Here is a 24,793-nt window from a genome sequence, read left to right as displayed (position 1 = left end):
CCATCTGGCTCAGCTGACGCGCCGCAGCGCCTCGCGGGTCAGATCGGCCAGTGTCGGGTAGCCGTCGACAGCCATGGTCAGATCGGCTTCGGCCAGCAGCGCACGCAGTACGTGCACGATGCCGTCGACTCCACCGAGCGCCAATCCGTAGGCGTACGGACGGCCGATGCCCACCGCGGTCGCGCCCAGCGCAAGCGCCTTGACGATGTCCGCGCCGCTGCGGATGCCCGAGTCGAACAGCACCGGCAGGCCGTCGGCGGCGTCGACCACGGCCGCGAGGCAGTCCAGCGCGGGCAGTCCGCCGTTGGCCTGCCGGCCGCCGTGGTTGGAGCAGTAGATGCCGTCGACGCCGCCGTCCTTGGCGCGACGGGCATCCTCGGGGTGGCAGATGCCCTTGACGATCAGCGGCAGACTGGTCAGCGAGCGCAGCCACGGAAGGTCATCCCACGTGAGCGAATTACCGAAGACCTGCGCCCAGCGCAGCACCACGGCCCGCGGATCATCTTCCGGCGGCTGCTGCAGCCCGGCCCGGAACACCGGATCGCTGGTGTAGTTGCTCAGGCAATGTCCGCGCAGCTGCGGGAAATTGGCGGTCGACAGGTCGCGAGGACGCCAGCCGGGCACCCAGGTGTCGAGCGTGACGATGATGCCCTGGTAACCGGCGGCCTCCGCGCGATGCACCAGGCTTGCGGCGAGTTCCCGGTCGGTCGGGGTGTACAGCTGGAAAAAGCCGGGGGTGCCACCGAATTCGGCAGCGACCTCCTCGAGCGGGTCGGCGGTCAAGGTGGAGGTGACCATCGGGACGCCGGTGCGGGCCGCCGCGCGGGCGGTGGCCAAATCGCCGTGGCCGTCCTGGGCGCAGATCCCGATGACACCGATGGGTGCCATGAATATCGGTGACGGCAGCGCCATGCCGAACAGTTCGATGGACATGTCGCGCTGCGTGGCGCCGACGAACATCCGTGGGATCAACCCCCAGCGCTCGAAGGCCTCGCAGTTGGCCCGCTGGGTGCGCTCGTCGCCGGCGCCACCTGCGACGTACGACCACACCGACGGCGGCATGGCGGCATGCGCCTTGGCCTCCAATTCGGCGAAAGCCATCGGCAGCTTTGGGACCACGCCGGCCAGGCCTTGCAGGTAGATCTCGAACTGGTAATCGCCGAATGCCATGACAGTGAGGATGCCAGCCGTGGATCAGCCTCCGGCTTCGGCTTCCTCTTTAGCGGCGAGCTCCTTTTTCCACTGCCGAAACGTCTCTTCGGTGCGGCCCCGCCGCCAGTAACCCGAGATCGATGCCCATTTGGCGTCGACTTCACGGTCTTTGCGGATGTAGGGCCGCAGGTTGTGCATGACGGCCTGGGCTTCGCCGTGTACGAAGGCGTGCACCTGCCCAGGTAGCCACTGCGTGGTCGTGACCGCTTCGATCAACGGGGCGTGGTCACCGGCGCGATCCTCGGGAACCAGATCGGCGCGCCCACCGCGGTAGATCCAGTTCACCGACACGCCCTCGGGCGCGGTCAGCGCAATCTCGTCCTCGGGGTCGGCGATTTCGATGAACACCTTGCCGACGGCGTTGGGCGGCAATGCTTCCAGTGCCACGCTGATGGCCGGCAGCGCTGATTCGTCGCCGGCGAACAGATGCCAATCGGCGGCCGGGTCCGGGGCGTAGGCGCCGCTGGGCCCCATCAGATAGGCCGGCTGGCCGGGTTCGGCCCCGACCGCCCACAGCCCGGCTGTCCCGTGTTCACCATGCACGACGATGTCGATGGCGATCTCGCGCGCCGCCGAATCGGCGCGGCGCACGGTCATGGTGCGAACGACGGGTTGCCGTTCGGCGGGCAGCTCGGCGAAGCTGTCCCGCGTCAACGGGTGCGGCAGGCTGGTCACGTCGACGTCGTCGGCGACGAATATCAGCTTGACGTAGGAGTCGGTGAAGTCGCTGGGAGTGAAGGTGTCGAAGCCGCTGCCGCCGAGTACCACGCGGACCATGTGCGGGGTGATTTCTTCGCTGCGGACCACTTCAAAGGTGTGCACTGGTCGACCGGCCACTCCGTCGACTATACGAGCCGCGGCGCCTGGCGGACGATGCGCCATCGGCCTTCGCGGCGCTCGGCCAGCCCGGCTAACTCCAAGATCGCCAATGGGCCCAGCGCCCGCGCCGGCGCCAGCCCCGCGGCGACCGCGATCTCGTCGATCGTGGCGGCGCCGCGGCCTGGCAGCGCTTCATACACTTGGCGTTCGATATCGCTGAGGCCGTCGAGCGCTGTGGTGGGCCGGGACTGCTCGGATGCCAATTCGCCGATGCGGCCCACTAACTCGATGATGTCCGCTGCACGGGTGACCAGCTCGGCGCCGTCGCGCAGCAGGACATGACAACCCGCCGACACCGACGAGGTCACCGGCCCGGGTACCGCGCCGACTACCCGACCCAGCGACCTGGCCCAGGCGGCGGTGCTCGCCGCGCCGCTGCGTAGACCGGCTTCCACCACGACGGCCGCGTTCGCAAAGGCTGCCACCAGACGGTTGCGGGTCAAAAACCGGTGCCGCGCCGGCCGCACGCCGGGTGGATATTCGGTGACCAGCAACCCGTGTCTGCTGATGCGATGCAACAGCCCGGAATGCCCTGCCGGATAGGGAATATCGATGCCCCCGGCGAGGACCGCGACCGTGACGCCATCTGCGGCCAGCGCAGCTCGATGCGCCGCGCCGTCGATCCCGTAGGCCGCGCCCGATACCACCGCCACGTCGCGGTCGGCCAGTCCTGCTGTCAGATCAGCCGCCACGCACTCGCCGTAGGTGGTGGACGCACGAGTGCCGACGAGCGCAGCCGCGCGCTGCGCGACCTGGTCCAGCCGCTGCGGCCCGACCGCCCACAACACCATCGGCGCGCTGCCCTGCGGTTTGGCCGCGGCGGCCGCGCCGCCGAATGCGGCGAACGCCAGCACCGGCCACTCGTCGTCGGCGGGTGTGAGCAGTCTCCCGCCCCGGTGGGCAAGCAGCTCGAGATCCTCCGCAGCCCGGTCGATTTCGCGCCTCGCTTCAGTGAACCGCGCCAACGTGTCGTCGACCTGCCCACGTCGAACCCGTTCGGCTGCCTCCTGCGGCCCCACCCGTTCGACCAACCCGGCCAGTTCAGCGCACGGTGGATCGACAACGCGCGACAGGTAGGCCCAGGCCCGCAGCGTCGGATCGCTCATCGCGACACTCCGGCTTGGCGGAAGCTCAGCGCGGCGGCCACCTCGTCGAGTCCCGGAGCTGCATGGCCGGCCAAATCAGCCAGCGTCCACGCGACCCGCAGAGTGCGGTCGACGCCACGGACACTCAACAGCCCGCGATCCAGGGCGGCGCGCAGCGGCTCCATCGCGGTGGTGCCGAGCCGGAACCGCCGCCGCAGCAACGGCCCGCTGACTTCGGCGTTGCTATGAAAGCCGTGTGCTCGCCAGCGCTCAGCCGCCGCACCGCGGGCCTGCGCTACCCGGTTGCGCACCTGCGCCGTCGACTCGGACTGCGCCGTCGAGAACGCCGCGGTGCGCACGGAATGCATCTCGACCCGCAGGTCGACGCGATCCAGCAGCGGCCCGGACAGCCGGCCCAGGTAACGACGCTTGACCGCGCCCGCGCAGATGCAATCCTGCGGGTCGGTCGGCGCGCACGGGCAGGGGTTGGCCGCCAGCACCAGCTGGAACCGGGCCGGGTAGCGCGCCACGCCGTCGCGGCGGGCAAGCCGAATCTCGCCGTCCTCCAACGGTGTTCGCAGCGCCTCGAGCGCACTGACCCCGATCTCTGCGCACTCGTCGAGAAACAGCACCCCACGGTGTGCGCGGCTGACAGCACCGGGCCGGGCCATGCCCGATCCCCCGCCGACGAGCGCGGCGACGCTGGAACTGTGATGCGGCGCCACAAACGGTGGCCTGGTGATCAATGGTGTCGCATCCGAGAGCAGGCCCGCCACCGAGTGGATCGCGGTGACCTCCAGCGACTCGCTGTCTGACAGCGTGGGCAACAGGCCCGGAAGACGTTGAGCCAGCATTGTTTTCCCGACGCCGGGCGGTCCGGTGAGCATGAGATGATGCGCACCGGCAGCGGCCACCTCGACGGCGAAGCGCGCTTGCGACTGCCCCACCACATCGGCCAGATCCGCCGACGGTTCCGGCGCCGGGAGTGCGCCGCTGATCCGCTCGTCCAGCCGCGCCGATCCGCCGAGCCAGGCCTGAAACTGACCCAGAGTGCGCAGGCCCCACACCTCGATACCGTCGACCAAGCTGGCCTCGGCCAGGTTCTCCGTCGGTACCACAACGGTTCGCCAGCCGTCGCGCTTCGCCGCCACCACGGCCGGCAGCACGCCGCGCACCGGCCGCACCCGGCCGTCCAACGCCAGCTCGCCCAGCAGGACCGCCGTCTTTAGCCGCTGCCACGGTGTTTGGCGCTGCGCCGACAGCACCGCCGCCGCCAACGCGACGTCATAGACCGAACCCATTTTCGGCAGGGTGGCCGGTGACAACGCCAGCGTGAGACGCGCCTGCGGCCACTGGTTGCCGCAGTTGGTGATCGCTGCCCGGACCCGGTCGCGGGACTCCTGCAAGGCTGCGTCGGGCAGGCCGACGAGGTGCACGCCCGGCAACCCCGAACTGATGTCAGCTTCGATCTCCACGATTTCGCCGTCCAACCCGCGCACCGCGACCGAGAACGCACGCCCCAGCGCCATCAGCCGACTCCATGCAGGTGGGTGATCTCCGGTGCGCGACGACGACCGATCCGGACGCCGATCACGTCGATGCGGATCGCCGCCCAACGTCGGTCCTGACCGGCCAGCCACACGGCTGCCAGCCGCCGCAGCCGGCGCACTTTCTGCTCGGTCACCGCATAGGCCAGGCCGCCGAAGCCGTCACCCGTGCGGGTTTTGACCTCGACGAAGACCACCGCATGCGCGGCCGGGTCAGCGGCGATCACATCCAGCTCGCCGTAGCGGCAGCGCCAGTTTCGAGCCAGGATCTCTAATCCCGAACCGATCAAGTGGTCGACGGCCAGCTGTTCGCCAAGGGCTCCCAACTGGGTCCGCGTCAACGTTGTCATGCGGCCACCCTGCTGGACCGGGCCGACATTGCGGAGCACCCATCACGGTTCAGCGGCCAGTTATCCCCAGTTGCATGTCGATCCACAAGTGATTGCGCGCCCTGTCGGACGCGGCGTAGCATCCCGCTAGGCGATGAAGCTCGCCGTAACCGCCGCACCTGGCTGATGGCTTCTACCCGTGAGTGAGTCGGGGTGGAAGGCGGGCAGCGGCGAATGACACGGCTTTCCAGCATCTTTCTTCAGCGTTCTGCGTCGCTGCGGAATAGCCGCTTGACAATTTGCTCGAAATGTCCTGTGGGGCAGTATCTCCCCGTTCGTGGTCCCCCGGAGCGCTTTCTCAGCGCCTTCACAACGACCACCGTCATCCAGGAAAGGAATAGTCATGTCTTTCGTCACCGCACAGCCGGAAATGCTTCTGGCAGCAGCAAGCAGCCTCCAGGGGATCGGGTCAGCGATCACTACTCAGAACGCCGCCGCGGCGGCTCCGACCACCGGAGTGATTCCCGCTGCCGCAGATGAGGTTTCGGCGCTGACTGCAGCGCAGTTCGCCGCGCACGCCCAGCTGTATCAAGCGGTCAGTGCCCAGTCCTCGGCGATTCACGAGATGTTCGTCACCACCTTGAATACCAGTGCCGGCTCCTATGCGGCGACTGAGGCGGCCAACGCCGTCGCAACAGGTTGAGCTGAGGGGCTTGTGTTCGATTTCGGAGCGTTACCGCCGGAGATCAACTCAGCCAGAATGTATTTGGGGCCGGGCTCGGGCCCGATGTTGGCCGCCGCGGCGGCTTGGGACGCGCTGGCCGTCGAGCTGTTTGCCACCGCCGCCGGATACGGTTCCATCGTCTCCGAACTGGCTGGTTTCGGGTGGCTGGGCGCAGCGTCGTTGTCGATGGCCGCCGCGGCGGCACCGCATGTGGCTTGGCTGCACAGCACCGCGGCCCAGGCCGAGCAGACCGCCATCCAGGCTAAGGAGGCAGCGGCCGCCTACGAGCTGGCGTTCGCGATGACCGTTCCACCGCCGGTGATTGCCGCTAACCGCAGCCTGTTGATGGCATTAATTTCGACGAATTTCTTCGGTCAGAACACGCCGGCGATCGCGGCAACCGAAGCGCATTACGCCGAGATGTGGATCCAAGACGCGGCCGCGATGTATGGCTACGCCGGGACCTCGGCGGCGGCGATTCGGTTGGCCCCCTTCGTCCCCCCACAACCCACTACCGATCCGACCGGGCTTGCGGCCCAGTCCGGTGCCGTCGCGCGTGCAGCGGCCGCTGCGCCCGCCGCGCTACAGCAACTCGCCGCACCCGCTGCTTCGCTGTCGCCCTCGTCTACGCTCAGCACCTTCCTTTCGGTCACCAAGATCGTGAACACGGTGTTCTCGACGAGTAACGCCGCAAATACGGGGCGCAGCATCGTGATCCAAGATGAGCGGCTCGCGTTCCAAGAGGCCCGGGACGCGGAAAAATCTGCCGTGTCTGGTGGCCGCCTTGTCTCGACCGCTCCGGTGAGAGGACTCGGCCCACCAGTATCAGCGGCAATGGGCCGGGCCGGCGCGGTCGGGTCGTTGTCAGTGCCGGCCAACTGGACCACCGCCGTACCAGAGATGCGAACGGTCGCACTGACCTTGCCGGAGTCCGTGGGCGCAACGCCGGCAACTGCCGCGGAAATGCCGCCCGTTCCCGGAAGCGCGTTCAGCCAGTCCGTGTTGGGGGCGCTAACTCGATACGGGTTTGACGGTCCTCGCGCGAAAAGTAAACCGGTGATCGTCCGCTCGCCTGCTGCCGGATAGCAGCCCAAACGCCAAACTCATACCGCTGATTGAGAAAGGTTTGCAGACATGGACTTTGGAGCATTGCCCCCAGAAATCAACTCTTCCCGAATTTATGCCGGACCCGGCTCGTCCCCAATGTTGGCCGCGGCCTCCGCATGGAGCCAGCTGGCCCACGAACTGAACGCGTCGGCCGCCGCCTACGGGTCAGTGATCACCGGCCTGACAACCAGCGGCTGGCAGGGCCCGTCGTCGATCATGATGGCGAATGCGATTACGCCTTACGTGGCGTGGATGCACAGCACCGCCGCTCAGGCCGAACAGACCGCTCTACAGGCCACGACCGCCGCAGGCGCCTACCAAACCGCCTTCGCAATGACGGTGCCCCCGCCGCTGATCGAAGCCAACCGCACGCAACTGCAGGCGCTGGTGGCGAGCAACTTTTTCGGTCAGAACAGCCCGGCGATCGCGGCAACCGAAGCCCAGTACGACGAAATGTGGGCTCAGGACGCCGCCGCGATGTACGGCTACGCCGCTGCATCGCACACCGCGTCGAGACTGACACCGTTCATTAACCCGCCACGCACCACGGACCCCGCCGGGGTGGCCGCACAAACCGCCGCGGCCGCGCATTCCGCGGGGAGCCCAGCGCAGGCGTTCGCACAACCACCCACGACGCTGCAGCAACCCGCGGCGCCGGCGCCGTCCACCCCGTTGCTGACTCCAACCGACGTCTTCAACGACACCGTGAGTTCGACGAGCGGCGCGGCGTCCATTAGCAGTGCATCGTTTTCTGGATCCTCGATAGGCGTGACGAACCATGCAGTGGCGATCAATGCCGAACGCGACGCCGCGCAAGGAATAGGACCATTCTTGGGCGGACCGGCCGGGCCGCTGACACTGGCATCGTCTGCCGGACCGGCGAACTTTGGTGCGCCCTCCGTATCGGCGGCGACGGGGCGGGCCAGCCTGGTCGGCACGTTGTCGGTCCCGCAAACCTGGGCCGCCACGGCCACCCCGGCGGTTGGCCCCGCGGCACTGACTTTGCCGAGCACCAGCGCCGCGGCAGCTCCGGTGGCCTCCGGTGTCATGCCTCCCGGCATGTTCGGTGAAGCACTCCTCGGTACGCTGGCAGGACGAGGTGTCAGTAACGTCGCCGCGAAGCTGCGTACGAAGAGCGTCGTACCCCGCTCGCCGGCCGCCGGCTGACATCACCGTTGTCAACTGATCCAGCCAGCTGGGCCGACGCCCGGTATACCGTGGTTTCCGGCCGACCTAGTCGCCGGAAGACGTGCGCGTTCCGCTACGAGGGCAGCACCTGAAATGAGGAACAACGTGGCAGAAGAGGCCGACACGAACTCCGAGGCAATACCTCAGCCGGTCAAAGCCGACCCCGCGACGGTGTTCGCCGCGCTGGCCGAAATCATCTACCAAGGCTCGGACCCCAGCGAGGTGTATGCGGCTATCTGCATCGCGGCCACCCTGATCGTGTCCGGCTGCGACCACGCCAGCCTGCTGGTGCGCCGCGGCGATCGCTACGTGACCGTCGGCGCCAGCGACCAGGTCGCGCAGCATATCGACGACCTGGAACGCGCCGTCGGCGAAGGGCCGTGCCTCGACGCGATCGAGGAGGAGACTCCCCAGATCGAAACCGACCTGGCCACACCGTGCTCATGGCCCAGACTGGCCGCCCGCCTGCTCGACGAGACGCCGGTCCGCGCAGCGATGGGCTTTCGCATCTTGGTCGATCGCCGCAAGACCGGCGCGCTGAACCTGTTCAGTGACACCGCCAACGGTTTCGACACCCAGTCCGCCGGTCAGGCGATCGTGCTGGCGTCGTTCGCCAGTGTGGCCATCAACGCCATCGCCGCAGGCGAGGACGTCACCACTCTGCGACGGGGGCTACTGAGCAACCGGGAGATCGGCAAAGCGGTGGGCATGTTGATGCTGCTGCACGGGGTTTCCGAGGACGAGGCGTTCGATGTGCTGCGGCGCTACTCGCAGGACCTGAACATCAAGCTGGCCGACGTGGCACGCACGGTCATCGAGCACCGCGGCAACCCGGCCTTCAGCGACGACCAGCGGTCGCTGGAAAGCTGACGCCATTGGCGGCGACCCGCCGCGCCCGGCTTCGCCGCGCTTGCGATCGCCGCGTAGCTACTCGGGCAGGCGCAACTCGGGCTTTTCCACCTCTTCGATATTGACGTCCTTGAAGGTGACCACCCGCACCTGCTTGACGAACCGCGCCGGCCGATACATGTCCCACACCCACGCATCGGCCAGCCGCAGCTCGAAGTACACCTCGCCGTCGGCGTTGCGTGGCACCATCTCGACGCTGTTGGCCAGGTAGAACCGCCGCTCGGTTTCCACGACGTAGCTGAACTGGCCCACGATGTCTTTGTATTCGCGGTACAGCGAGAGCTCCATCTCGGTTTCGTACTTTTCGAGATCTTCGGCACTCATCTGCTCGGTCGTCCTTTTACTCGGCTAGATGTGATGACCCGGCTGTCCCGGGCCGTGTGGATGGACCGCATCGTCGTCAGGCTAGCCCCATCGCGGGGCCCGGCTGGTCCGGATCGCCGGGCCGGCACTCGGCCACTACCCGGGTACCCGATCCGGTTGCCACCCGGCGGACGTTGATGAACGAATAGCGATGCTCAGGACAGGGACCCAGCTCGGTCAACGCCGCGGAGTGGGCCGGCGTGCTGTAGCCCTTGTGCTCGGCGAAGCCGTAGCCGGGATGTTCGGCATCCATCGCCACCATCAACCGGTCCCGGCTGACCTTGGCCAGGACGCTGGCCGCGGCAATACAGGCGGCCGCCGCATCTCCGCCGACCACCGGCAGCGACGGCACCGGCAGCCCCGGCACCCGGAAACCATCGGACAGCACATACCCGGGGCGCACCGGCAGGCCGGCCACCGCGCGTCGCATGCCCTCGATGTTGGCTGCGTGCACTCCGCGCCGATCCACCTCGGTAGACGGGATGAACACCACGTGGTACGCCAGCGCGTAACGGCGAATCAGCGGATACAGCTTCTCCCGCGCTTTTTCCGTGAGCTTCTTCGAATCATCAAGGAGGGCAAGGCTTTCCAGTCGGCCAGGACCCAACACACAAGCCGCGACCACCAGCGGGCCCGCGCAGGCTCCGCGACCGACCTCGTCGACCCCGACCACCGGTCCCAAACCGTTGCGGTACAGGGCGGACTCCAAGGTGCGCAAGCCCGAGGATTTACGGATTACCGTCCGCGGCGGCCAGGTGGTGGCCATGGCTACTGGCTCTGCTGGGGATTGACCGAACGCACACCACCCCAGCGCGACGGCGGCCACACGATGAACCTGGCCTTGCCGATCACGTTGCCCACCGGCACGGTGCCAGACACCGGATCGCCGGTGCACAACAGGCCCTTCATCGCATCGGCCGGGGTGCTGGTGCAATGGGCGCGGGAGTCCGCCGAGTGGGTGCGGTTGTCGCCCATCACCCACAACCGGCCCTGCGGGACGGTGACCGGCCCGAACTCGTTACCCAGGCACGGGTACACCGCTGGGTCGGTCATCAGCGTGGCCGGATCCAGATACGGTTCGGTCAACCGCGTGCCGTCGACCGTCAACCCGCCCTCGTTGCGGCACTGCACGGTCTGCCCGCCGACCGCAATGACTCGTTTGACCAGGTCGTTCTCGTCGGGTGGTACGAATCCGACGAATGACAGCCCGTCTTGCAGCCAACGCACCACGGTGTTGTGTGAGCGGATCGACTTGTAGCCGAGGTTCCACGACGGCGGTCCCTTGAACACGACGACGTCGCCGGGTTGCGGCGATCCGAAGTGGTAGCTGACCTTGTCGACCATGATGCGGTCGCCGACACAGCCCGAGCATCCGTGCAGTGTGGGTTCCATCGATTCCGACGGGATGAGGTAGGGCCGCGCCACGAAGGTCAACATGACGTAGTAGAGAATCACCGCGATTGCCGCGAGGATCGCGACCTCGCGCAGCGCCGCCCGCTTATTGCCCTTCGGCTCGTCGGTGGTCTTCGCGTCCTGGGGGGTGGGTTCTCGGGTGGCGACATTGGGCTCCGCCGGACCGGAATCGGGTTCGCGCTCGGATGACGAGTCCGTGGTTTCGGTCACCAGATCAGCGTAGCCAGGGCGGTTCGCGCCGCCGTCAGCCGCATCCGCCCCACGTCGAAGGGGCCGCGATTCAGCGCTTTTCCTTGATCTTGGCCTTCTTGCCGCGTAGCTCCCGCAGGTAGTACAGCTTGGCGCGACGCACATCGCCTCGGGTCACGACCTCGATGTGGTCGATGTTGGGCGAGTGCACCGGAAAAGTCCGTTCCACCCCGACGCCGTAGCTTTCCTTGCGCACTGTGAACGTCTCGCGGACCCCGCCACCCTGGCGGCGGATCACCACACCCTTGAACACCTGGATGCGCTCCTTGGCGCCCTCGATCACCTTGACGTGCACGTTGACCGTGTCGCCGGCGTTGAAGGCCGGGATGTCGTCGCGCAGCGACGCGTTGTCGACGAAGTCCAGCGTGTTCATTTCCGAAGACACTTCCTTGCGGTTCGCGGCTGGGGTTTCTGCCTGCGCCGGCGGCGCATGGGCGGTCAACCGAGCCGATGGATTCGGGCATCTTGACGCATCTCGCAGCAGGCGGAAGCAGCCCGGCCGCCCGGCAACCGCTGGAGACAACTGGTCAATTGTGCCAGATCGCGCGCACGCAGTGAAATCAGGCAAAATCACCGGTCAGGCCTGCCATCCGGACGGGCGGCCGAGTGGTACACATTAAGGGGCCTGACCACGACAGCAGCCGGGCGGCTGGTGGCACCCCTCAGTTCAGGTGTTTCTTGGCAACTCTTTCAAGGAGACGCATGCGAGCGCGGGCCCCGATGCTGCTCATTGCCGTAACAGCGGCGCTGACGGTGTTGGTGGCCGGCTGCGAGGCCAAGGTGTACGGCGCGTCCACCGTCAGGCCGGCCGAACACCGGACGAGCCGGGTAGCGCCGCTGGTGGCTGCATTGATCCCGCCCGAATCGGGGTTCGCTGAGTCCGCCGCGGCGTTGGGCGGGCTGCAAAGGCGCATCCAGCAAGCCACCGACGAAGCCGCCGCGGACGGCGCGACGATCTCGGTGGCGCTCTTCGACCGCAACACCAACCGGATGTTCTCCAACGGCAGGGACACGCTGATCGGCATCGCGTCAGTGGCCAAACTGTTCATCGCCGACGACCTGCTGCTGGCCGAATCCCAGGGCAAGACCCAGCTGTCGCCGGAGGACCGGCAGGCGCTCGAGATCATGCTGCGCTCCTCGGACGACAACGCCGCCGAGAATTTCTGGAATCAGCGCGGCGGCCAGGCGATCATCGCCGAGGTCGTCGAGCGGTACGGGTTGACCGCCACGACACCACCCGGCGACGGACGCTGGTGGGACACCATGAGTTCGGCATCCGACCTGATCCGCTATTACGACATGCTGCTCAGCGGGTCCGGCGGCCTGCCGACGGCGCAGGCCGACATCATCGTGGCGAACCTGGCCCGGTCCACCCCGATCGGTATCGACGGCTACCCGCAACGGTTCGGTATCCCGGACGGCTTGTACGCCGAACCGGTTGCCGTCAAACAGGGGTGGATGTGCTGCATCGGCAGTGATTGGATGCACTTGTCGACCGGCGTTATCGGCGCGGATCGGCGCTACATCATGGTGATCGAGTCGCTGCAGCCGTCCGATGAGGCCACCGCGCGGGCCACGATCACCCAAGCGGTCAAGACCATGTTCCCGACCGGCCGGATCTGAGCCCGCATCAGCGCGGCGCCACTACTGCAGTAAGTCCGGCCGACGCTCCCGGGTGCGCTGCAGCGCGGCCGCCCGCCGCCATTCGGCGATGCGCGCGTGGTCGCCGGACAGCAACACCTCGGGCACGTCGAGTCCGCGCCACGTCGGCGGCCTGGTATACGACGGGCCCTCCAGCAGGCCATCGGCATGCGAATCATCGTGAACCGACTGCGGATTGCCGATCACATCCGGCAGCAGCCGGATGAGCGCCTCAATCATCACCAGCGCCGCCGACTCGCCACCGGGCAACACATAGTCGCCGATCGAAACCTCTTCGGTCCGCATTCGTCGGGCGGCGTCGTCGACGACCCGTTGGTCGATGCCCTCATAGCGTCCGCACGCGAACACCAGATGCGCCTCGCTGCTCCACCGTCGGGCGGTCTCCTGCCGGAACGGCGCGCCGGCCGGCGTCGGAACGACGAGAAGGGTGTCCTCCGAGCAGATTTCGTCCAGTGCTTCACCCCAGATCGGCGCCCGCATCACCATTCCCGGGCCGCCGCCGTAGGGCGTGTCGTCCACCGAGCGGTGTACGTCGTGGGTCCAGCGCCGCAGGTCGTGCACACTGAGCTGCACCAGACCCGACTCGATTGCCTTGCCCGGCAACGATTGTCGCAGCGGATCCAGGTAACTTGGGAAGATCGTCACGACGTCGATTTTCATGTCGATGCGGCCCTCACTGCCCCAATTCCAGCAGTCCCTCGGGCGGATCGATCTCGATGGTGTGAGAGTCCAGCGATACCGAGGTGACGATCGCGCCGACGAACGGCACCAGCAACTCGCCCGCGTCGTCGCGGCGGACCGCCAGCAACTCACCGGCGGCGGTGTGCAGTACCTCGGTGACAGTGCCGATGTCCTGTCCGGTGATCGTGCGCACCCGAAGTCCTTCCAACTGGTGGTCGTAATAGGTATCCGGCTCGTCGATGGGCGGCAGGTCCTGCGAGTCGACGAGGAACTGAGTGCCGCGCAGCGCATCGGCGGCGTCGCGGTCGCGCACGCCGACCAATCGAACCAGCAGCCGCCCGCCGTGCGCGCGGGCGGTGTCGACGACATAGCTGCGCTCGCCGCCGTCAGATGCCTTGGCGCGCAAGACCGCTCCCGGCGCGAACCGGGTCTCGGGATCGTCGGTGCGGACCTCGACGACGACCTCGCCGGTGATGCCGTGCGCTTTCGCCACCCGCCCGACCAGCAGCTCCATCGGGGCTACTGGTCGGTGTCCACCACGTCGACGCGGATACCACGACCGCCGATTCCGGCCACCAACGTGCGCAACGCAGTCGCGGTGCGTCCGCCGCGGCCGATCACCTTGCCGAGGTCGTCGGGGTGAACGTGCACTTCCACGGTCCTGCCACGCCGGTTGGTGACCATGTCGACCCGAACATCGTCGGGGTTGTCGACGATCCCACGGACCAGATGCTCGACGGCGTCAACGACCACAGTGGCCATGATCAGCTTTCAGCGGCCGGCTCGGCCGGCTCGGATTGCTCGGCGGCCGACTCGGATTCGTCGGCTTTATCGGCCGGCTTGTCGGCCTTCTTGGTCGGAGCCTTCTTCTTCTTGGGCGTCGCGGCCTCGGTGCTTGGCGCACCCTCGGCGGCGGCCAGCGCGGCGTTGAACAACTCCAGCTTGCTTGGCTTGGCTTCGGCGACCTTCAACCGGCCCTCGGCGCCGGGCAGCCCTTTGAACTTCTGCCAGTCACCGGTGATCTTCAGCAGCTTGAGCACGGGTTCGGTCGGCTGAGCACCGACCGAGAGCCAGTACTGGGCGCGCTCGGAGTCGATCTCGATGAGGCTCGGCTCTTCCTTGGGGTGATAACGGCCGATGACCTCGATCGCGCGGCCGTCGCGACGGGTGCGCGCGTCGGCGACAGAGATGCGGTACTGGGGATTGCGGATCTTGCCAAGCCGAGTGAGCTTGATCTTCACAGCCATGGTTAGCGACTTCTCCTATGCGTGTCACGCTGCAATTCAGCGATCCGGGCAGGATGCCGGGATCCGGTTTTGCCTCGCGTGTGCAGCCGCTCATTGTGCCAGAACGCCGACGTTGAGTGGAAATCCGTCAGGGGCGCCGGTCGAAGCACTTGGTCTCGACACGGCGACTCATCCGCCAGCCCGCCGGGGTGCGGACGAACTCGTCGTCGTACCACAGGCCCAGCAGCATGGTGCTAGGCGTCTCACCACCGAACACCATCGGGTTGAAGCAGAAGGTCCGCGCGCTCGCGGAGTCACCGTCGACCCTGATCGACGGCAGGCCCAGCATGTGGGCGTAGTTGGCGAAATTCGGCAGCACCTCCGCCAGCCAGGCCTTTACCTCCGGATAGTGCCCGACGATCCCATCAAAGGCGCTGTAGTCGATATATGCATCGCTGGTGAACACATCGTCGAGATCGTCGAATCGACGGGTATCGATGGCGCTCGAGTAATCAACCAACAACCGCTGGATCTCCAATCGGTCGGAGATTTCCGCCTGGCTCAACATGGGATTGATTGAACACGATGGCGACCCGACGTTAGGCTGACCGCCCATGCGCAGGCTTGTCGCCGCGATCGCGGCCGTCCTCACCGCGCTCAGCGCATCCACCGCGACGGTGTGGGCTGATACCAGCGTGCAACCCGTCGGCTCGGTGCCCATCCCGGATGGACCGGCACAGACGTGGATCGTCGCTGACCTGGATTCCGGCCGGGTGCTGGCCGCGCGCGACGAGAACGTCGGGCACCCGCCGGCCAGCACCATCAAAGTGTTGCTGGCGCTGGTCGCCCTCGACGAGCTGAGCCTGGATTCCACCGTGGTCGCCGACGAAACCGACACCCACGTCGAGTGCAACTGCGTCGGCGTCAAAGCCGGCCGCACCTACACCGCACGCCAGCTGCTGGACGGTCTGCTGCTGGTGTCGGGCAATGACGCCGCGAACACGCTGGCGCGGATGCTGGGCGGCCATCAGACCGCGGTGGCCAAGATGAACGCCATGGCCGGCGCCCTGGGCGCGACCAGCACCCATGCGGCGACCCCCTCCGGACTGGACGGGCCGGGCGGTTCGGGCGCCTCGACCGCGCACGACCTGGCGGTTATCTTCCGCGCAGCGCTGGCCAACCCGGTGTTCGCGCAGATCACTGCTCAGCCGTCAGCGATGTTCCCCGCTGATAACGGCGAACATCAGATCGTCAACCAGGACGAGTTGCTCTACCGGTATCCGGGCGCGATCGGCGGCAAGACCGGCTTTACCGACGCCGCCCGCAAGACGTTCGTCGGCGCCGCCGCGCGCGACGGCCGCCGGTTGGTGATCGCGATGATGTACGGACTGGTCCGCGAGGGCGGCCCGTCCTATTGGGATCAGGCCGCGAGCCTGCTCGACTGGGGCTTCGCGCTGGGCCCCCAGTCGGGCATCGGCGCCCTCTGAGTGCAGCGGCGCTCCGAAACGCTATCCCCTCCCCTGTGGATTGCAGCTTTGTGGGCTAGTCTTCTGATGCCGTGGCATCTTGTCGTCCGCGAAGTGGGGTGTGCGGTGAGCGTCGGCAGCCGTCGGCGCTGGTTATCGGGTTGAGGCCACAGCCCAGGCCGAACATGCCGGCGCCGCGAGCATGCCGCGCAGACGCGTGCAAGGAACGAGGAAAATGATGGCCGAACACCAGCAGGCTCCACCGGGTTCCACACCGCAGCCCGGCAAAAACGACTTCAACGTCGACGAGCACTGGGTTGAACAGTTGGCTGTGGTCTCGGTGAGCGGCAGCGTGGACATGCTCAGCGCGCCCTGGTTGACCGAAGCGCTCGATGCCGCGCTGGCGAAAAGCCCGGCCGGTTTGGTTGTCGACCTCTCCCGGGTGGAGTTCCTCGGGTCGGCGGGGATCAGTGTCATCATCACCGCCCACGAAAACATCGGCGACACGGACCGCTTCGCCGTCGTCGCCGACGGCCCGGCCACCCATCGGCCGCTCACCCTGTTGGGCCTCAACGAGATCATGTCGCTGTGCCGCACCCTGGACGATGCGCTGAGCAGGCTGTCCGGGATATAGCTGCGCTTTAGCCCGCTGCGGCGTCGGCGACGTACATTCCGCTCAACAGTGACGCCAATAGCGCGATCCGTTGAGCTTCGATCTCTGGTTGCGGCAACACCGCGCGCACCAGGGCCGCTCCGTCGAAGGTATTGGTCAGCACCGCCACCAAAGCCGGAAAGACATCGTCGGGGATGTCATCGGCGCCGGGCAGTGCCTTCGCCGCCTCGTGGATCTTGGCCCCATATTGCGCCAGGACGTTTTGCAACGTGGCTTTGAGTTTCTCGTCGGTGCGTGCGGCCACCATGAGTTCGTACATCACGGTATTCGTGGAATTTGCCGTGAGATCGCGCAGGATCGCCAACGCGGCCTCCAGAACCGGCTTGTTGGAAGGTATTTCGGCGACCTTTTTGCTGAACTCGTCGAGCTGGCGGCGCATCACTTCGTAGGCGGTGGCCGCCATGAAATCGCCCATGGTGTCGAAGTGCCTAAACAGCGCGCCCACAGACACGTTGGCGCGCTTGGTGATTACCGCGGCCGAGGCGCGGGCGTAGCCGACTTCGGTGATCGTCGCGATGCTGGCGTCGAGCAGCCGCGCGACCGTCTCCTCGCGGCGCTGCTGTTGGGTGCGGGCCATCTCACGCCTGCTGTAGCTGACGGGTGCCCGCACGCAGGAAACGCCCGGATTTCACCGTCGTGCCGTAGCCGTCGCGGAAGCGGCCGTTGCGGAACACAATCTCACCGCCGACCCCGGTAGCGACGACGGCGGCGTCGTTGCGATTCACCATCCGGCTCAGATTGCCGTAGAACGGCACCTTCTCCTCGTAGTAGCCGTCCACCGATTCGTCGAGACCGGCCGGATCGATCACCGCGAAGTCGGCACGGTCACCTTGCCGCAGCGTGCCGGCGTCCAGACCGAACCAGTCGGCGACCTCGGCGGTCAGCCGGTGTACGGCATGTTCGAGGGTGAGGAACGGCGCCCCCGCCTGCTTGGCGTCCAGCGTGCGCTTGAGCAGTCGCACACCGTAGTTGTAGAACGCCATGTTGCGCAGATGTGCGCCGGCATCGGAGAACCCCATGTGGATGCTGGGATCGGCGGCCAGCTTGTTGAGCTGCTTGGGCCGGTGGTTGGCGACGATGGTGGTCCACCGGACATTGCGCTCGCCGTTGTCGACGAGGACGTCGAGGAATGCATCGAGCGGGTGCAGCCCGCGCTCGTCGGCGATCTGCCCGAAGCTCTTGCCGACCAACGCGTTGTCGGGGCATTCGACGATCACCGCTTCGTGAAAGTCGCGGTGCCACAACGTCGGCCCAAGCTTGCGGCGGTCGAATTCGCGCCGGAAGCTGCGACGGTAGTCGGTGTCCTTCAGCAGCGCATTGCGCTCCAGTTGATCGCGGAGATGTAGCGCCGCAGTCCCGGCACCAAACTCTTCGAAAACCGGCAGATCGATGCCGTCGGAATACAACTCGAAGGGCACCGGAAGATGTTGGAACCGCACACTGGCACCGAGAACGGTGTTGAGCAGCCGGATGATCGGGCCGAAGACGGTGGCCGCTCCCGGCATCGACTTGGCGTCGGTCGACACCAGCAAGCTCATCCGAACTCCCTTGCCGCGCCCGAACAATCGGCTACTGGACAAAAAGAACAGCAGTCCCGACAGCGGATTGGCGACGTCGGGAGCGCTTTGCAGAATCCGGCCGCGCTTGCGCAGGACATTGATCAGCTTTCGGCGCTCCCGCCAGGTCGCGAGCGTCGACGGCAAGGCCCGCGACCGGTAGCGATCACCGTCGAGCTTGTCGATTGCCGCGTCCATCCCGGACATGCCGAGCAGGCCGGCGTCGAGCGCCTCGTCGAGCATGCCCGCCATTCGGCCGAGTTCGGCGTCGGTCGGCTTGGTGGTGTCGTCGGTGGCGCGGTCCAGCCCCAGCACCGCTGTCCGCAGATCCGAATGTCCCAGCAGCGAGCCCACATTCGGCCCCAGCGGCAGTGCCTCCAGTGCCCGGACGTAGTCGGCGGGCCCGGACCAGGTCTTGCTGTCTTCCAGTGCGCCGAGCACAAATTCGCGGGGCACCGCCTCGACCCGGGCGAACAAGTCGGCGGCGTCAGCGGAGTCGGCGTAGACCGTCGACAGCGAGCAGTTCCCCAACAGCACCGTGGTGACACCGTGTCGCACCGATTCCCGCAATCCGGGGTCCAGCAGCACCTCGGCGTCGTAGTGCGTGTGCACGTCGATGAAACCGGGGACGACCCATTTGCCCGCGGCGTCGATCACCTCGGGGCATCCGGTCTCGTCGAGCGCGCCGGCCGACACCGTCGCCACGACGCCGTCGCGAATGCCCAGCGTGCGGATTTGTGGCGCGTTGCCGGCGCCGTCGAACCACAAGCCGTCGCGCACGATCACGTCGTAGGTCATAGCGCCGCTCCTCCTCATCGCTTTCGCTCTGCATCGTCGCCGGCGCGAGTCATAGCGCCGCTCCTCCTCATCGCTTTCGCTCTGCATCGTCGCCGGCGCGAGTCATAGCGCCACTCCTCCTCATCGCTTTCGCCCACGCTAACATAGATAGTAAGCACTCACAATCTTTTGAGCGTTGGAATTTCAGCCGCCCGGCTTGGCCGGGGTTTGGCTGGACGACGTGGGCGGGCTCGACGTACTCGACGCCGGAGATTCCGCGACCGGTGGGACGCCGGGCACCGTGACCCCAGGCGCGACCGGCCCCAGCCGTCCGGCCACCGCCGGAATCACGATTTGGCCGCCCTGCTGGCCGCATTCATCGGTTTGGACCGTCACCGTCATCACGCCGCGCAACGGGCCGTGAGTCTGCGGCTCAAGTGACAACACCTGGGTCATGGTCTGCTTGTCCGCCGCCCCGGTGGGTCCTACGCAGGGGAACTGCAGCGTTTCCGGGCGTGACTGCCAGGCGCCGTCGCGAAAATCGAAGACAAGTGGCCGAAGCCCGGCGGTTCGGTGTGGGTTTTGGTGGTCCTGGTCGTCGAGTTGGATCCCGGTGGCAACACAACCGGCCGGCGTGCACGACGAGTGAAATGCCCACCATGTCGTCACGTTGGGCGGTTGCGGATCCGGGAGGTCGTTGAACGTCTGCTGGGCGCGGTTGACGTCTACCTGATAGGTGCCATCGAGCTGTTGGCGCGCCGGAGGTTGCGCGGGGGCGCTGCTCGTCGGGAGGGCCGCCGGAGCCTGCGGCATCGAGGGGCCGTCCGCCTGTGCGGGCGACGCGTCGTGCTTTCGGCCGATCATGATGCCGGCCAGCAGACCGGTGAGTAAGAGCAGTAGCGCCGCGCCGGCCGCGGATCCCAGCAAAGTCCAGCGCCGGGTGCGCTTCGCCGGTACCGGCGCAGTTGCAGCGGCTGTCTCGGGCTCCGGGTCGTCGGGATAGTCGACGACGGTGAAGAAGGCTTCGGGGCTGCGATCGCCCATCCATCCGCCGGCCCGCTCGGAGAGGGCCGCGGCGAACTCGCTGCAGCGACCGAACCGGTCGGCAGGATTGTTGGCCATAGCGGTGGCCAGTATCTCGTCGAGCCGCGCCAGCTCGGGGCGCCGGTCACTGAGCTTCGACGGCGCGAAGCCGGAATGCTGCGGCGGGCCACCGGTGAACAGGTAATAGGCGGTTGCCGCCAAGCCGTACTGATCGGCGCGCCCGTCGATCGGCGCGCCAGTCAGCTGTTCTGGCGCGGCATAGGCGGCCGTTTCGCGCTGCTGCCCCGAATATCGGGCTAGTCCGAAGTCGGTCAACAGGATCCGTTGTTCACCGTCCTGCGGATCGGTGAGCACGATGTTGGTGGGTTTGACACCGCGGTGCAGGATTCCCCGTCGGTGGGCGTAGTCGAGTGCGCCGGCCGCGGCGGCGACGACGGCAAGGGCTTCACCGGCCGGCATGCCGGCCGGGTACTGGTCAGCGACGAGCTGCGCCGCGGTGATGCCGTTGACGTAGTCCATCGCGACCCACAGGTGGCCGTCATAGTCACCGCGGTCGGCCACCTCGACGATGTTCGGGTGATACAGCGTCGTCACCGCCGACGTCTCGGCGGTGAACCGCTGGCGCAACCCGTCGTCGGCCGACGCTGCCGCAGGCAGCACCTTCAAGGCGAACTCCCGCGACAGCGTGGAGTGCCGAGCCAGGTAGACCTCGCCCATCCCACCGAAGCCCAGGATTTTCTGGATGGTGTATCCAGCAAACGTCGCGCCGGTGGCCAACGACATCCTTCGATGCTAACGGGCCGTCGCCGGATGCGCCGGTCAGGACACCCGTCCGCGCAGGATCACCACGTCCGGCTGGCTCAGCACGGCTGCGCCGCCCCGGGGATCGTCGCGGTAGCACAACAGGTCTGCGGATGCGCCGTGCTCCAGGCCCGGCCGCCCCAACCAACGCCGGGCGTCCCAGCAGGCAGCGCCGAGCGCCTCGGTGGCAGTCATCCCGATGCCGGTGAGCGCGTCGACCTCGTCGGCGATCCGGCCGTGGCTGACCATGCCTCCTGCGTCGCTGCCGGCGTAGATGGGTACGCCGGCCTCGCGCGCGGCGGACAGTCGCTGCTTGCTCTTTGCGTAGAGGTCTCGCATATGAGCGGCATAGGCCGGGTACTTCCCGGCGGAATCGGCGATACCGGGGAAGTTCTCGACGTTGATCAGCGTCGGCACCAGCGCGGTGTGGTGTTCGAGCATCAACTCGACGGTGTCGTCGGTGAGCCCGGTGCCGTGCTCGATGCAGTCGATGCCGGCGTTGATCAGTCCCGGCAGGGCGTCTTCCCCGAAAACATGGGCGGTCACCCGCGCGCCGTGGGCATGCGCGGTGTCGATCGCCGCCTTGAGTACGTCGTCGGACCACAACGGCGCCAAATCGCCCACCGCGCGGTCGATCCAGTCGCCGATCAACTTGACCCAGCCGTCGCCGTGCCGGGCCTGTTCGGCCACCGCTGCGGGAAGCTGTGCTTCGTCTTCGATGTCGATCGGCAAGCCTGCGATATAGCGCTTGGGCCGGGCCAGATGACGCCCGGCGCGGATGATGCGGGGCAGGTCGTCACGGTCGTCGAGGCCCCGGGTGTCGATCGGCACCCCGGGGTCACGTAGGAGCAGCACCCCGACGCGGCGCTCGGTCTCCGCGTACCGAATGGCCTCGTCAATTCCGACCGGCCCGTCGGGACCTATGCCGAGGTGGCAGTGCGCGTCGACGAGCCCCGGGATGATCCAGCCGTCGTCGAAAACGGTGTCAGCGTCGGGCACCGGCTCGGCGCTGAGCTTTCCGTCGGCGATCCACCACTGCACCGGTTCGCCGTCGGGTAACCCGCGGCCGCGCACATGGAGCCCCATGCGGTTACTTCTTGCCCGGGAACTTCAGCTTGGACAAGTCGAAATCGGCCAACCCGGGCGGCAATTCGTCGAGGCCCTCCGGCATCTGGGACAGGTCGGGGAAACCGGCGGGCATCGCCGGCATCCCGGGCCCGAAGGGGCTCCGCGCCTTGGGTGGCGTCGGTCCGCGCTTTTTGTTCTTTTTCCCCTTGCCACCCTTACTCTTTCGGGACGATGACTTACGGCCAAGGCCGGGGATTCCCATCGAGCCCACCATCGACGACATCATCTTGCGGGCCTCGAAGAAGCGGTCGACGAGCTGGTTGACGTCTGACACCGCCACCCCGGACCCGTTGGCGATGCGCAGCCGACGCGACGCGTTGATGATCTTCGGATCGGCCCGCTCCTGTGGCGTCATCCCCCGGATGATGGCCTGCAGCCGGTCAAGTTGTTTGTCGTCGACGGCGGCCAGCGCGTCCTTCATCTGGCCGGCGCCGGGCAGCATGCCCAACAAGTTGCCGATCGGACCCATTTTGCGGATCGCCAGCATCTGTTCGAGGAAATCCTCCAACGTCAGCTCGCCGGACCCGATCTTGACCGCGGCGGCCTCGGCCTGTTGCGCATCGAAGACCTGCTCGGCCTGTTCGATCAGGCTCAGCACGTCGCCCATGCCCAGGATGCGGCTCGACATCCGGTCGGGATGGAAGACGTCGAAGTCCTCCAGCTTCTCGCCGGTGGACGCGAAAAGAATTGGCACACCGGTTACTTCGCGAACCGACAGCGCGGCACCACCGCGAGCGTCGCCATCCAGCTTGGTCAGCACCACGCCGGTGAAACCGACGCCCTCGCGAAACGCCTCCGCGGTGGTGACGGCGTCCTGGCCGATCATCGCGTCGAGAACGAACAGCACCTCGTCGGGATCGATGGCCGCGCGGATGGCGGCGGCCTGGGTCATCAGCTCGTCGTCGATGCCCAGCCGCCCTGCGGTGTCGACGATGACGACGTCGAAATGCTTGGTCTGCGCCTCAGTAAGCCCGGCCGCGGCCACGGCGACCGGATCGCCGGGGCCGGCCTGCTGCGTCGGGTCCGCTTCAACGGAGGTGCCCGGATGCGGGGCGAACACCGCGACGCCGGCCCGTTCGCCGACGATGCGCAACTGGTTGACGGCGCCCGGCCGCTGCAGATCGCAGGCCACCAGCAGCGGGGTGTGGCCCTGGCCGCGCAGCCACGCGGCGAGCTTTCCGGCGAGTGTCGTCTTACCGGAGCCTTGCAGGCCGGCCAGCATCACCACGGTCGGCGGGGTCTTGGCGAAGGCCAATTGGCGGGTCTGGCCACCCAGGATGCCGATGAGTTCTTCGTTGACGATCTTGACGACCTGCTGCGCAGGGTTGAGCGCCGCGGAGACCTCGGCGCCCTTGGCGCGGTCTTTGATTCGGTTGACGAAACCGCGCACCACCGGCAGCGACACGTCGGCTTCCAGCAGCGCCAGCCGGATCTCGCGGGTGGTGGCGTCGATGTCGGCGTCGGTCAGCCGGCCCTTGCCGCGCAGTCCCTGCAGTGCACCGGTGAGGCGGTCGGACAGCGATTCAAACACGTCGCCATGCTAGCCGGACGCCGCCGGGCGACGATGCTGCCGGGATGGCGGCAGGCATCGGACGTGGGCTGGCACTGCTGGAGCAAAACCCAACAATTATTGCCTTCGCAAAAATGTAACTGAGGAGTTAAAGAAATCTAACGGTTACTGTTCGGAGTCGCGCCCTTTAAAGGGCAATTGCCGAATCCTCACAGGCCATCCTATTTCGTTAAGCTTCCGGGCATAGCTGTTAAAAGACCGTTACCGCACCATTCTTTCGGGCCAATCTGCGGAAACCTCATGCACGTGCAATGGGTCGAGCGCCAACAGTCGGCCACCCATTTTCGGATGGCGCGCATTATGAGGAGAACTCCATGTCTTTTCTGACTACACATCCCGAAGCATTGGCCGCCGCGGCAGGCACGTTGCAGGGAATCGGCTCGGCCATGGCCGCGCAGAATGCGGCGGCGGCAGCGCCGACCACGGGCGTGGTCCCGGCAGCCGCTGACCAGGTGTCGGCGTTGCAGGCGACTCAGTTCGCCGCCTACGGCACCCTGTACCAACAAGTCAGCGCCCAAGCCACGGCGATTCACGAGATGTTCGTGCACACGCTGGGGATCAGCGCGGGTTCGTATGGCGAGACCGAGACCGCCAACTCGGTCGCGGCCGCATCTTCGTCGGGAGTATCCGGACTCCTCGGCGGGATTTCGGGGTCATCGGGGTCGGACCCGTTGTCGTGGCTCACCGACATCCTCGGTGGGACGGGGCCCGGGGGCCTGTCCAGCAACATGGCCAACATCTTCAACATCGGCGGGGGAAACTGGGCTTCTGCCTGCTCGAACCTGCTCGGGATGGCCGGCGGCGGCCTGTTCGATGCCCCCGCCGAGCTGGCTGCCGACGCCGACGCTGTCGGTGCGGGCGGTGTGGATGGGGCGCTCCTGGCCGGCTCGGCGCAGCCGGCGGGTGCCGGCGGCATCGCGGCGCCGATGTCGGCGGCGGTGGGTCAGGCCTCTTCGGTCGGCCGGCTCTCGGTGCCGCCCAGTTGGGCTGGGGCGACCGCCCCGGTGTCCGGCGCGACCCCGCCGACGTTGACCGGTGCGGGCTGGACCAGCGCTGCCCCGCACAGCACTCCGGTGAGCACGGTGCCGGCCGGGGTGCCATCGGCAGCCGGCGCCGGGCGGAATGGCTTCGGCTTTGGCGCACCACGCTACGGCGTCAAACCGACCGTCATGCCCAAACCTGCCGTCGTCTAGGAACCACTCCG

The 24,793-nt window shown here is 67.1% G+C and carries 26 protein-coding genes, 2 pseudogenes and 1 riboswitch; of the genes and pseudogenes, 9 read left to right on the top strand and 19 right to left on the bottom strand.

The features are described 5' to 3' along the window. Positions 1-9 precede the first annotated feature (9 nt). From AC5Y49_RS07540 to AC5Y49_RS07520, 5 genes and pseudogenes are all read right to left on the bottom strand, one after another. Positions 10-1,170, bottom strand: a complete 1,161-nt coding sequence (locus AC5Y49_RS07540; protein WP_499885486.1) for an alpha-hydroxy-acid oxidizing protein — start codon at positions 1,168-1,170, stop codon at positions 10-12. A 24-nt stretch (positions 1,171-1,194) separates the two neighbouring features. Further along, entirely contained in the window at positions 1,195-2,049 is an 855-nt protein-coding gene (locus tag AC5Y49_RS07535; RefSeq protein WP_499886311.1) for a siderophore-interacting protein, read from the bottom strand. After that, positions 2,032-3,197: pseudogene (gene dprA / locus AC5Y49_RS07530) on the bottom strand (DNA-processing protein DprA); the annotation flags it as partial. The gene AC5Y49_RS07535 and the pseudogene dprA, both read right to left, overlap by 18 nt. Beyond that, positions 3,194-4,705, bottom strand: a complete 1,512-nt coding sequence (locus AC5Y49_RS07525; RefSeq protein WP_499885484.1) for a YifB family Mg chelatase-like AAA ATPase — start codon at positions 4,703-4,705, stop codon at positions 3,194-3,196. The pseudogene dprA and the gene AC5Y49_RS07525, both read right to left, overlap by 4 nt. Beyond that, positions 4,705-5,073 (bottom strand): YraN family protein, encoded by a 369-nt coding sequence (locus AC5Y49_RS07520; protein ID WP_499885480.1) that lies wholly within the window; start codon positions 5,071-5,073, stop codon positions 4,705-4,707. Before AC5Y49_RS07520 ends, AC5Y49_RS07525 begins: the two co-directional genes overlap by 1 nt. A gap of 120 nt (positions 5,074-5,193) precedes the next feature. Then, positions 5,194-5,255: riboswitch (Fluoride riboswitch) on the top strand. A gap of 200 nt (positions 5,256-5,455) precedes the next feature. Between AC5Y49_RS07520 and AC5Y49_RS07515 the strand changes: the two genes are divergently transcribed. The 4 genes from AC5Y49_RS07515 (at position 5,456) to AC5Y49_RS07500 (ending at position 8,941) form a co-directional block, all read left to right on the top strand. Continuing rightward, the gene (locus AC5Y49_RS07515) at positions 5,456-5,755 is read left to right on the top strand and encodes a PE family protein (protein ID WP_499885477.1); all 300 of its coding nucleotides are present in this window, start codon (positions 5,456-5,458) and stop codon (positions 5,753-5,755) included. A 57-nt stretch (positions 5,756-5,812) separates the two neighbouring features. Then, a complete protein-coding gene (locus AC5Y49_RS07510) occupies positions 5,813-6,862 on the top strand; it encodes a PPE family protein (RefSeq protein ID WP_499886310.1) in 1,050 nt (349 codons plus the stop codon). A gap of 48 nt (positions 6,863-6,910) precedes the next feature. Continuing rightward, entirely contained in the window at positions 6,911-8,050 is a 1,140-nt protein-coding gene (locus AC5Y49_RS07505) for a PPE family protein (RefSeq protein ID WP_499885473.1), read from the top strand. 114 nt (positions 8,051-8,164) lie between these two features. Beyond that, positions 8,165-8,941 (top strand): GAF and ANTAR domain-containing protein, encoded by a 777-nt coding sequence (locus tag AC5Y49_RS07500; RefSeq protein ID WP_499885470.1) that lies wholly within the window; start codon positions 8,165-8,167, stop codon positions 8,939-8,941. Positions 8,942-8,998: 57 nt separating this feature from the next. On the opposite strand, the gene AC5Y49_RS07495 is transcribed toward AC5Y49_RS07500, so the two are convergent. From AC5Y49_RS07495 to rplS, 4 genes are all read right to left on the bottom strand, one after another. Next, on the bottom strand, positions 8,999-9,304 hold the full coding sequence (locus AC5Y49_RS07495; protein ID WP_012393608.1) for a DUF2469 domain-containing protein: 306 nt from the start codon (positions 9,302-9,304) through the stop codon (positions 8,999-9,001). A 76-nt stretch (positions 9,305-9,380) separates the two neighbouring features. Next, entirely contained in the window at positions 9,381-10,109 is a 729-nt protein-coding gene (locus AC5Y49_RS07490; protein WP_499885469.1) for a ribonuclease HII, read from the bottom strand. 2 nt (positions 10,110-10,111) lie between these two features. Next, positions 10,112-10,966, bottom strand: coding sequence for a signal peptidase I (lepB, locus tag AC5Y49_RS07485; RefSeq protein ID WP_499885467.1), 855 nt, complete (start codon positions 10,964-10,966; stop codon positions 10,112-10,114). Between the two features lie 70 nt (positions 10,967-11,036). After that, on the bottom strand, positions 11,037-11,378 hold the full coding sequence (rplS, locus tag AC5Y49_RS07480; RefSeq protein WP_499885463.1) for a 50S ribosomal protein L19: 342 nt from the start codon (positions 11,376-11,378) through the stop codon (positions 11,037-11,039). Positions 11,379-11,707: 329 nt separating this feature from the next. On the opposite strand from rplS, the gene AC5Y49_RS07475 reads away from it, so the two are divergent. Beyond that, positions 11,708-12,628, top strand: a complete 921-nt coding sequence (locus AC5Y49_RS07475) for a serine hydrolase (protein ID WP_499885461.1) — start codon at positions 11,708-11,710, stop codon at positions 12,626-12,628. A gap of 21 nt (positions 12,629-12,649) precedes the next feature. On the opposite strand, the gene trmD is transcribed toward AC5Y49_RS07475, so the two are convergent. From trmD to AC5Y49_RS07450, 5 genes are all read right to left on the bottom strand, one after another. Next, complete coding sequence (trmD, locus tag AC5Y49_RS07470; RefSeq protein ID WP_499885457.1) at positions 12,650-13,327, bottom strand: tRNA (guanosine(37)-N1)-methyltransferase TrmD; 678 nt, start codon at positions 13,325-13,327, stop codon at positions 12,650-12,652. A gap of 13 nt (positions 13,328-13,340) precedes the next feature. Next, complete coding sequence (gene rimM, locus AC5Y49_RS07465) at positions 13,341-13,862, bottom strand: ribosome maturation factor RimM (RefSeq protein WP_499885453.1); 522 nt, start codon at positions 13,860-13,862, stop codon at positions 13,341-13,343. A 5-nt stretch (positions 13,863-13,867) separates the two neighbouring features. Then, on the bottom strand, positions 13,868-14,110 hold the full coding sequence (locus AC5Y49_RS07460; RefSeq protein ID WP_065015852.1) for an RNA-binding protein: 243 nt from the start codon (positions 14,108-14,110) through the stop codon (positions 13,868-13,870). A 2-nt stretch (positions 14,111-14,112) separates the two neighbouring features. Beyond that, positions 14,113-14,595 carry a 30S ribosomal protein S16 gene (gene rpsP, locus AC5Y49_RS07455; protein ID WP_499885448.1) on the bottom strand — a complete coding sequence of 161 codons (483 nt, stop codon included), beginning with the start codon at positions 14,593-14,595 and terminating at the stop codon, positions 14,113-14,115. Positions 14,596-14,722: 127 nt separating this feature from the next. Continuing rightward, positions 14,723-15,142 carry a nuclear transport factor 2 family protein gene (locus AC5Y49_RS07450; RefSeq protein ID WP_499885445.1) on the bottom strand — a complete coding sequence of 140 codons (420 nt, stop codon included), beginning with the start codon at positions 15,140-15,142 and terminating at the stop codon, positions 14,723-14,725. 46 nt (positions 15,143-15,188) lie between these two features. Here AC5Y49_RS07450 and AC5Y49_RS07445 point away from each other — a divergent pair, with 46 nt between their 5' ends. Both AC5Y49_RS07445 and AC5Y49_RS07440 read left to right on the top strand, forming a co-directional pair. After that, entirely contained in the window at positions 15,189-16,061 is an 873-nt protein-coding gene (locus AC5Y49_RS07445; RefSeq protein WP_499885442.1) for a D-alanyl-D-alanine carboxypeptidase family protein, read from the top strand. A 214-nt stretch (positions 16,062-16,275) separates the two neighbouring features. Then, positions 16,276-16,674, top strand: coding sequence for an STAS domain-containing protein (locus AC5Y49_RS07440; protein WP_499885440.1), 399 nt, complete (start codon positions 16,276-16,278; stop codon positions 16,672-16,674). Positions 16,675-16,681: 7 nt separating this feature from the next. Here the strand turns inward: AC5Y49_RS07440 and AC5Y49_RS07435 are convergent, their stop codons facing one another. From AC5Y49_RS07435 to ffh, 5 genes are all read right to left on the bottom strand, one after another. Beyond that, positions 16,682-17,290: a TetR/AcrR family transcriptional regulator gene (locus tag AC5Y49_RS07435; protein ID WP_499885436.1), complete on the bottom strand. Its 609-nt coding sequence runs from the start codon at positions 17,288-17,290 to the stop codon at positions 16,682-16,684. A 1-nt stretch (position 17,291) separates the two neighbouring features. Beyond that, positions 17,292-19,085: an N-acyl-D-amino-acid deacylase family protein gene (locus AC5Y49_RS07430; protein WP_499885432.1), complete on the bottom strand. Its 1,794-nt coding sequence runs from the start codon at positions 19,083-19,085 to the stop codon at positions 17,292-17,294. Between the two features lie 165 nt (positions 19,086-19,250). Next, on the bottom strand, positions 19,251-20,873 hold the full coding sequence (locus tag AC5Y49_RS07425) for a serine/threonine-protein kinase (protein WP_499885428.1): 1,623 nt from the start codon (positions 20,871-20,873) through the stop codon (positions 19,251-19,253). A 36-nt stretch (positions 20,874-20,909) separates the two neighbouring features. After that, positions 20,910-21,977, bottom strand: a complete 1,068-nt coding sequence (locus AC5Y49_RS07420) for an amidohydrolase family protein (RefSeq protein ID WP_499885427.1) — start codon at positions 21,975-21,977, stop codon at positions 20,910-20,912. Between the two features lie 4 nt (positions 21,978-21,981). Then, positions 21,982-23,550, bottom strand: coding sequence for a signal recognition particle protein (ffh, locus tag AC5Y49_RS07415; protein WP_499885426.1), 1,569 nt, complete (start codon positions 23,548-23,550; stop codon positions 21,982-21,984). Between the two features lie 353 nt (positions 23,551-23,903). Between ffh and AC5Y49_RS07410 the strand changes: the two are divergent. Further along, positions 23,904-24,197 (top strand): annotated as a pseudogene (locus AC5Y49_RS07410) (PE family protein); the annotation flags it as partial. Positions 24,198-24,317: 120 nt separating this feature from the next. Then, the gene (locus tag AC5Y49_RS07405; RefSeq protein WP_499886307.1) at positions 24,318-24,782 is read left to right on the top strand and encodes a PE/PPE C-terminal domain-containing protein; all 465 of its coding nucleotides are present in this window, start codon (positions 24,318-24,320) and stop codon (positions 24,780-24,782) included. The last annotated feature ends 11 nt before the right edge of the window (positions 24,783-24,793 follow it).

The organism is Mycobacterium sp. NGS62 (genome assembly GCF_059812285.1).
The sequence above is the reverse complement of the archived record's forward strand: the minus strand, read 5'-3'. Positions and strand labels throughout refer to the sequence as shown.

Bases quoted from the DNA above. Each gene is read 5' to 3' on its own strand.
- AC5Y49_RS07540 (WP_499885486.1), bottom strand. From the start codon at position 1,170: ATGGCATTCGGCGATTACCAGTTCGAGATCTACCTGCAAGGCCTGGCC.
- AC5Y49_RS07525 (WP_499885484.1), bottom strand. From the start codon at position 4,705: ATGGCGCTGGGGCGTGCGTTCTCGGTCGCGGTGCGCGGGTTGGACGGC.
- AC5Y49_RS07520 (WP_499885480.1), bottom strand. From the start codon at position 5,073: ATGACAACGTTGACGCGGACCCAGTTGGGAGCCCTTGGCGAACAGCTG.
- AC5Y49_RS07515 (WP_499885477.1), top strand. From the start codon at position 5,456: ATGTCTTTCGTCACCGCACAGCCGGAAATGCTTCTGGCAGCAGCAAGC.
- AC5Y49_RS07510 (WP_499886310.1), top strand. From the start codon at position 5,813: ATGTATTTGGGGCCGGGCTCGGGCCCGATGTTGGCCGCCGCGGCGGCT.
- AC5Y49_RS07505 (WP_499885473.1), top strand. From the start codon at position 6,911: ATGGACTTTGGAGCATTGCCCCCAGAAATCAACTCTTCCCGAATTTAT.
- AC5Y49_RS07500 (WP_499885470.1), top strand. From the start codon at position 8,165: ATGAGGAACAACGTGGCAGAAGAGGCCGACACGAACTCCGAGGCAATA.
- AC5Y49_RS07495 (WP_012393608.1), bottom strand. From the start codon at position 9,304: ATGAGTGCCGAAGATCTCGAAAAGTACGAAACCGAGATGGAGCTCTCG.
- AC5Y49_RS07490 (WP_499885469.1), bottom strand. From the start codon at position 10,109: ATGGCCACCACCTGGCCGCCGCGGACGGTAATCCGTAAATCCTCGGGC.
- rplS (WP_499885463.1), bottom strand. From the start codon at position 11,378: ATGAACACGCTGGACTTCGTCGACAACGCGTCGCTGCGCGACGACATC.
- AC5Y49_RS07475 (WP_499885461.1), top strand. From the start codon at position 11,708: ATGCGAGCGCGGGCCCCGATGCTGCTCATTGCCGTAACAGCGGCGCTG.
- trmD (WP_499885457.1), bottom strand. From the start codon at position 13,327: ATGAAAATCGACGTCGTGACGATCTTCCCAAGTTACCTGGATCCGCTG.
- rimM (WP_499885453.1), bottom strand. From the start codon at position 13,862: ATGGAGCTGCTGGTCGGGCGGGTGGCGAAAGCGCACGGCATCACCGGC.
- AC5Y49_RS07460 (WP_065015852.1), bottom strand. From the start codon at position 14,110: ATGGCCACTGTGGTCGTTGACGCCGTCGAGCATCTGGTCCGTGGGATC.
- rpsP (WP_499885448.1), bottom strand. From the start codon at position 14,595: ATGGCTGTGAAGATCAAGCTCACTCGGCTTGGCAAGATCCGCAATCCC.
- AC5Y49_RS07450 (WP_499885445.1), bottom strand. From the start codon at position 15,142: ATGTTGAGCCAGGCGGAAATCTCCGACCGATTGGAGATCCAGCGGTTG.
- AC5Y49_RS07445 (WP_499885442.1), top strand. From the start codon at position 15,189: ATGCGCAGGCTTGTCGCCGCGATCGCGGCCGTCCTCACCGCGCTCAGC.
- AC5Y49_RS07440 (WP_499885440.1), top strand. From the start codon at position 16,276: ATGATGGCCGAACACCAGCAGGCTCCACCGGGTTCCACACCGCAGCCC.
- AC5Y49_RS07435 (WP_499885436.1), bottom strand. From the start codon at position 17,290: ATGGCCCGCACCCAACAGCAGCGCCGCGAGGAGACGGTCGCGCGGCTG.
- AC5Y49_RS07430 (WP_499885432.1), bottom strand. From the start codon at position 19,085: ATGAGGAGGAGCGGCGCTATGACCTACGACGTGATCGTGCGCGACGGC.
- AC5Y49_RS07425 (WP_499885428.1), bottom strand. From the start codon at position 20,873: ATGTCGTTGGCCACCGGCGCGACGTTTGCTGGATACACCATCCAGAAA.
- AC5Y49_RS07420 (WP_499885427.1), bottom strand. From the start codon at position 21,977: ATGGGGCTCCATGTGCGCGGCCGCGGGTTACCCGACGGCGAACCGGTG.
- AC5Y49_RS07405 (WP_499886307.1), top strand. From the start codon at position 24,318: ATGGCCAACATCTTCAACATCGGCGGGGGAAACTGGGCTTCTGCCTGC.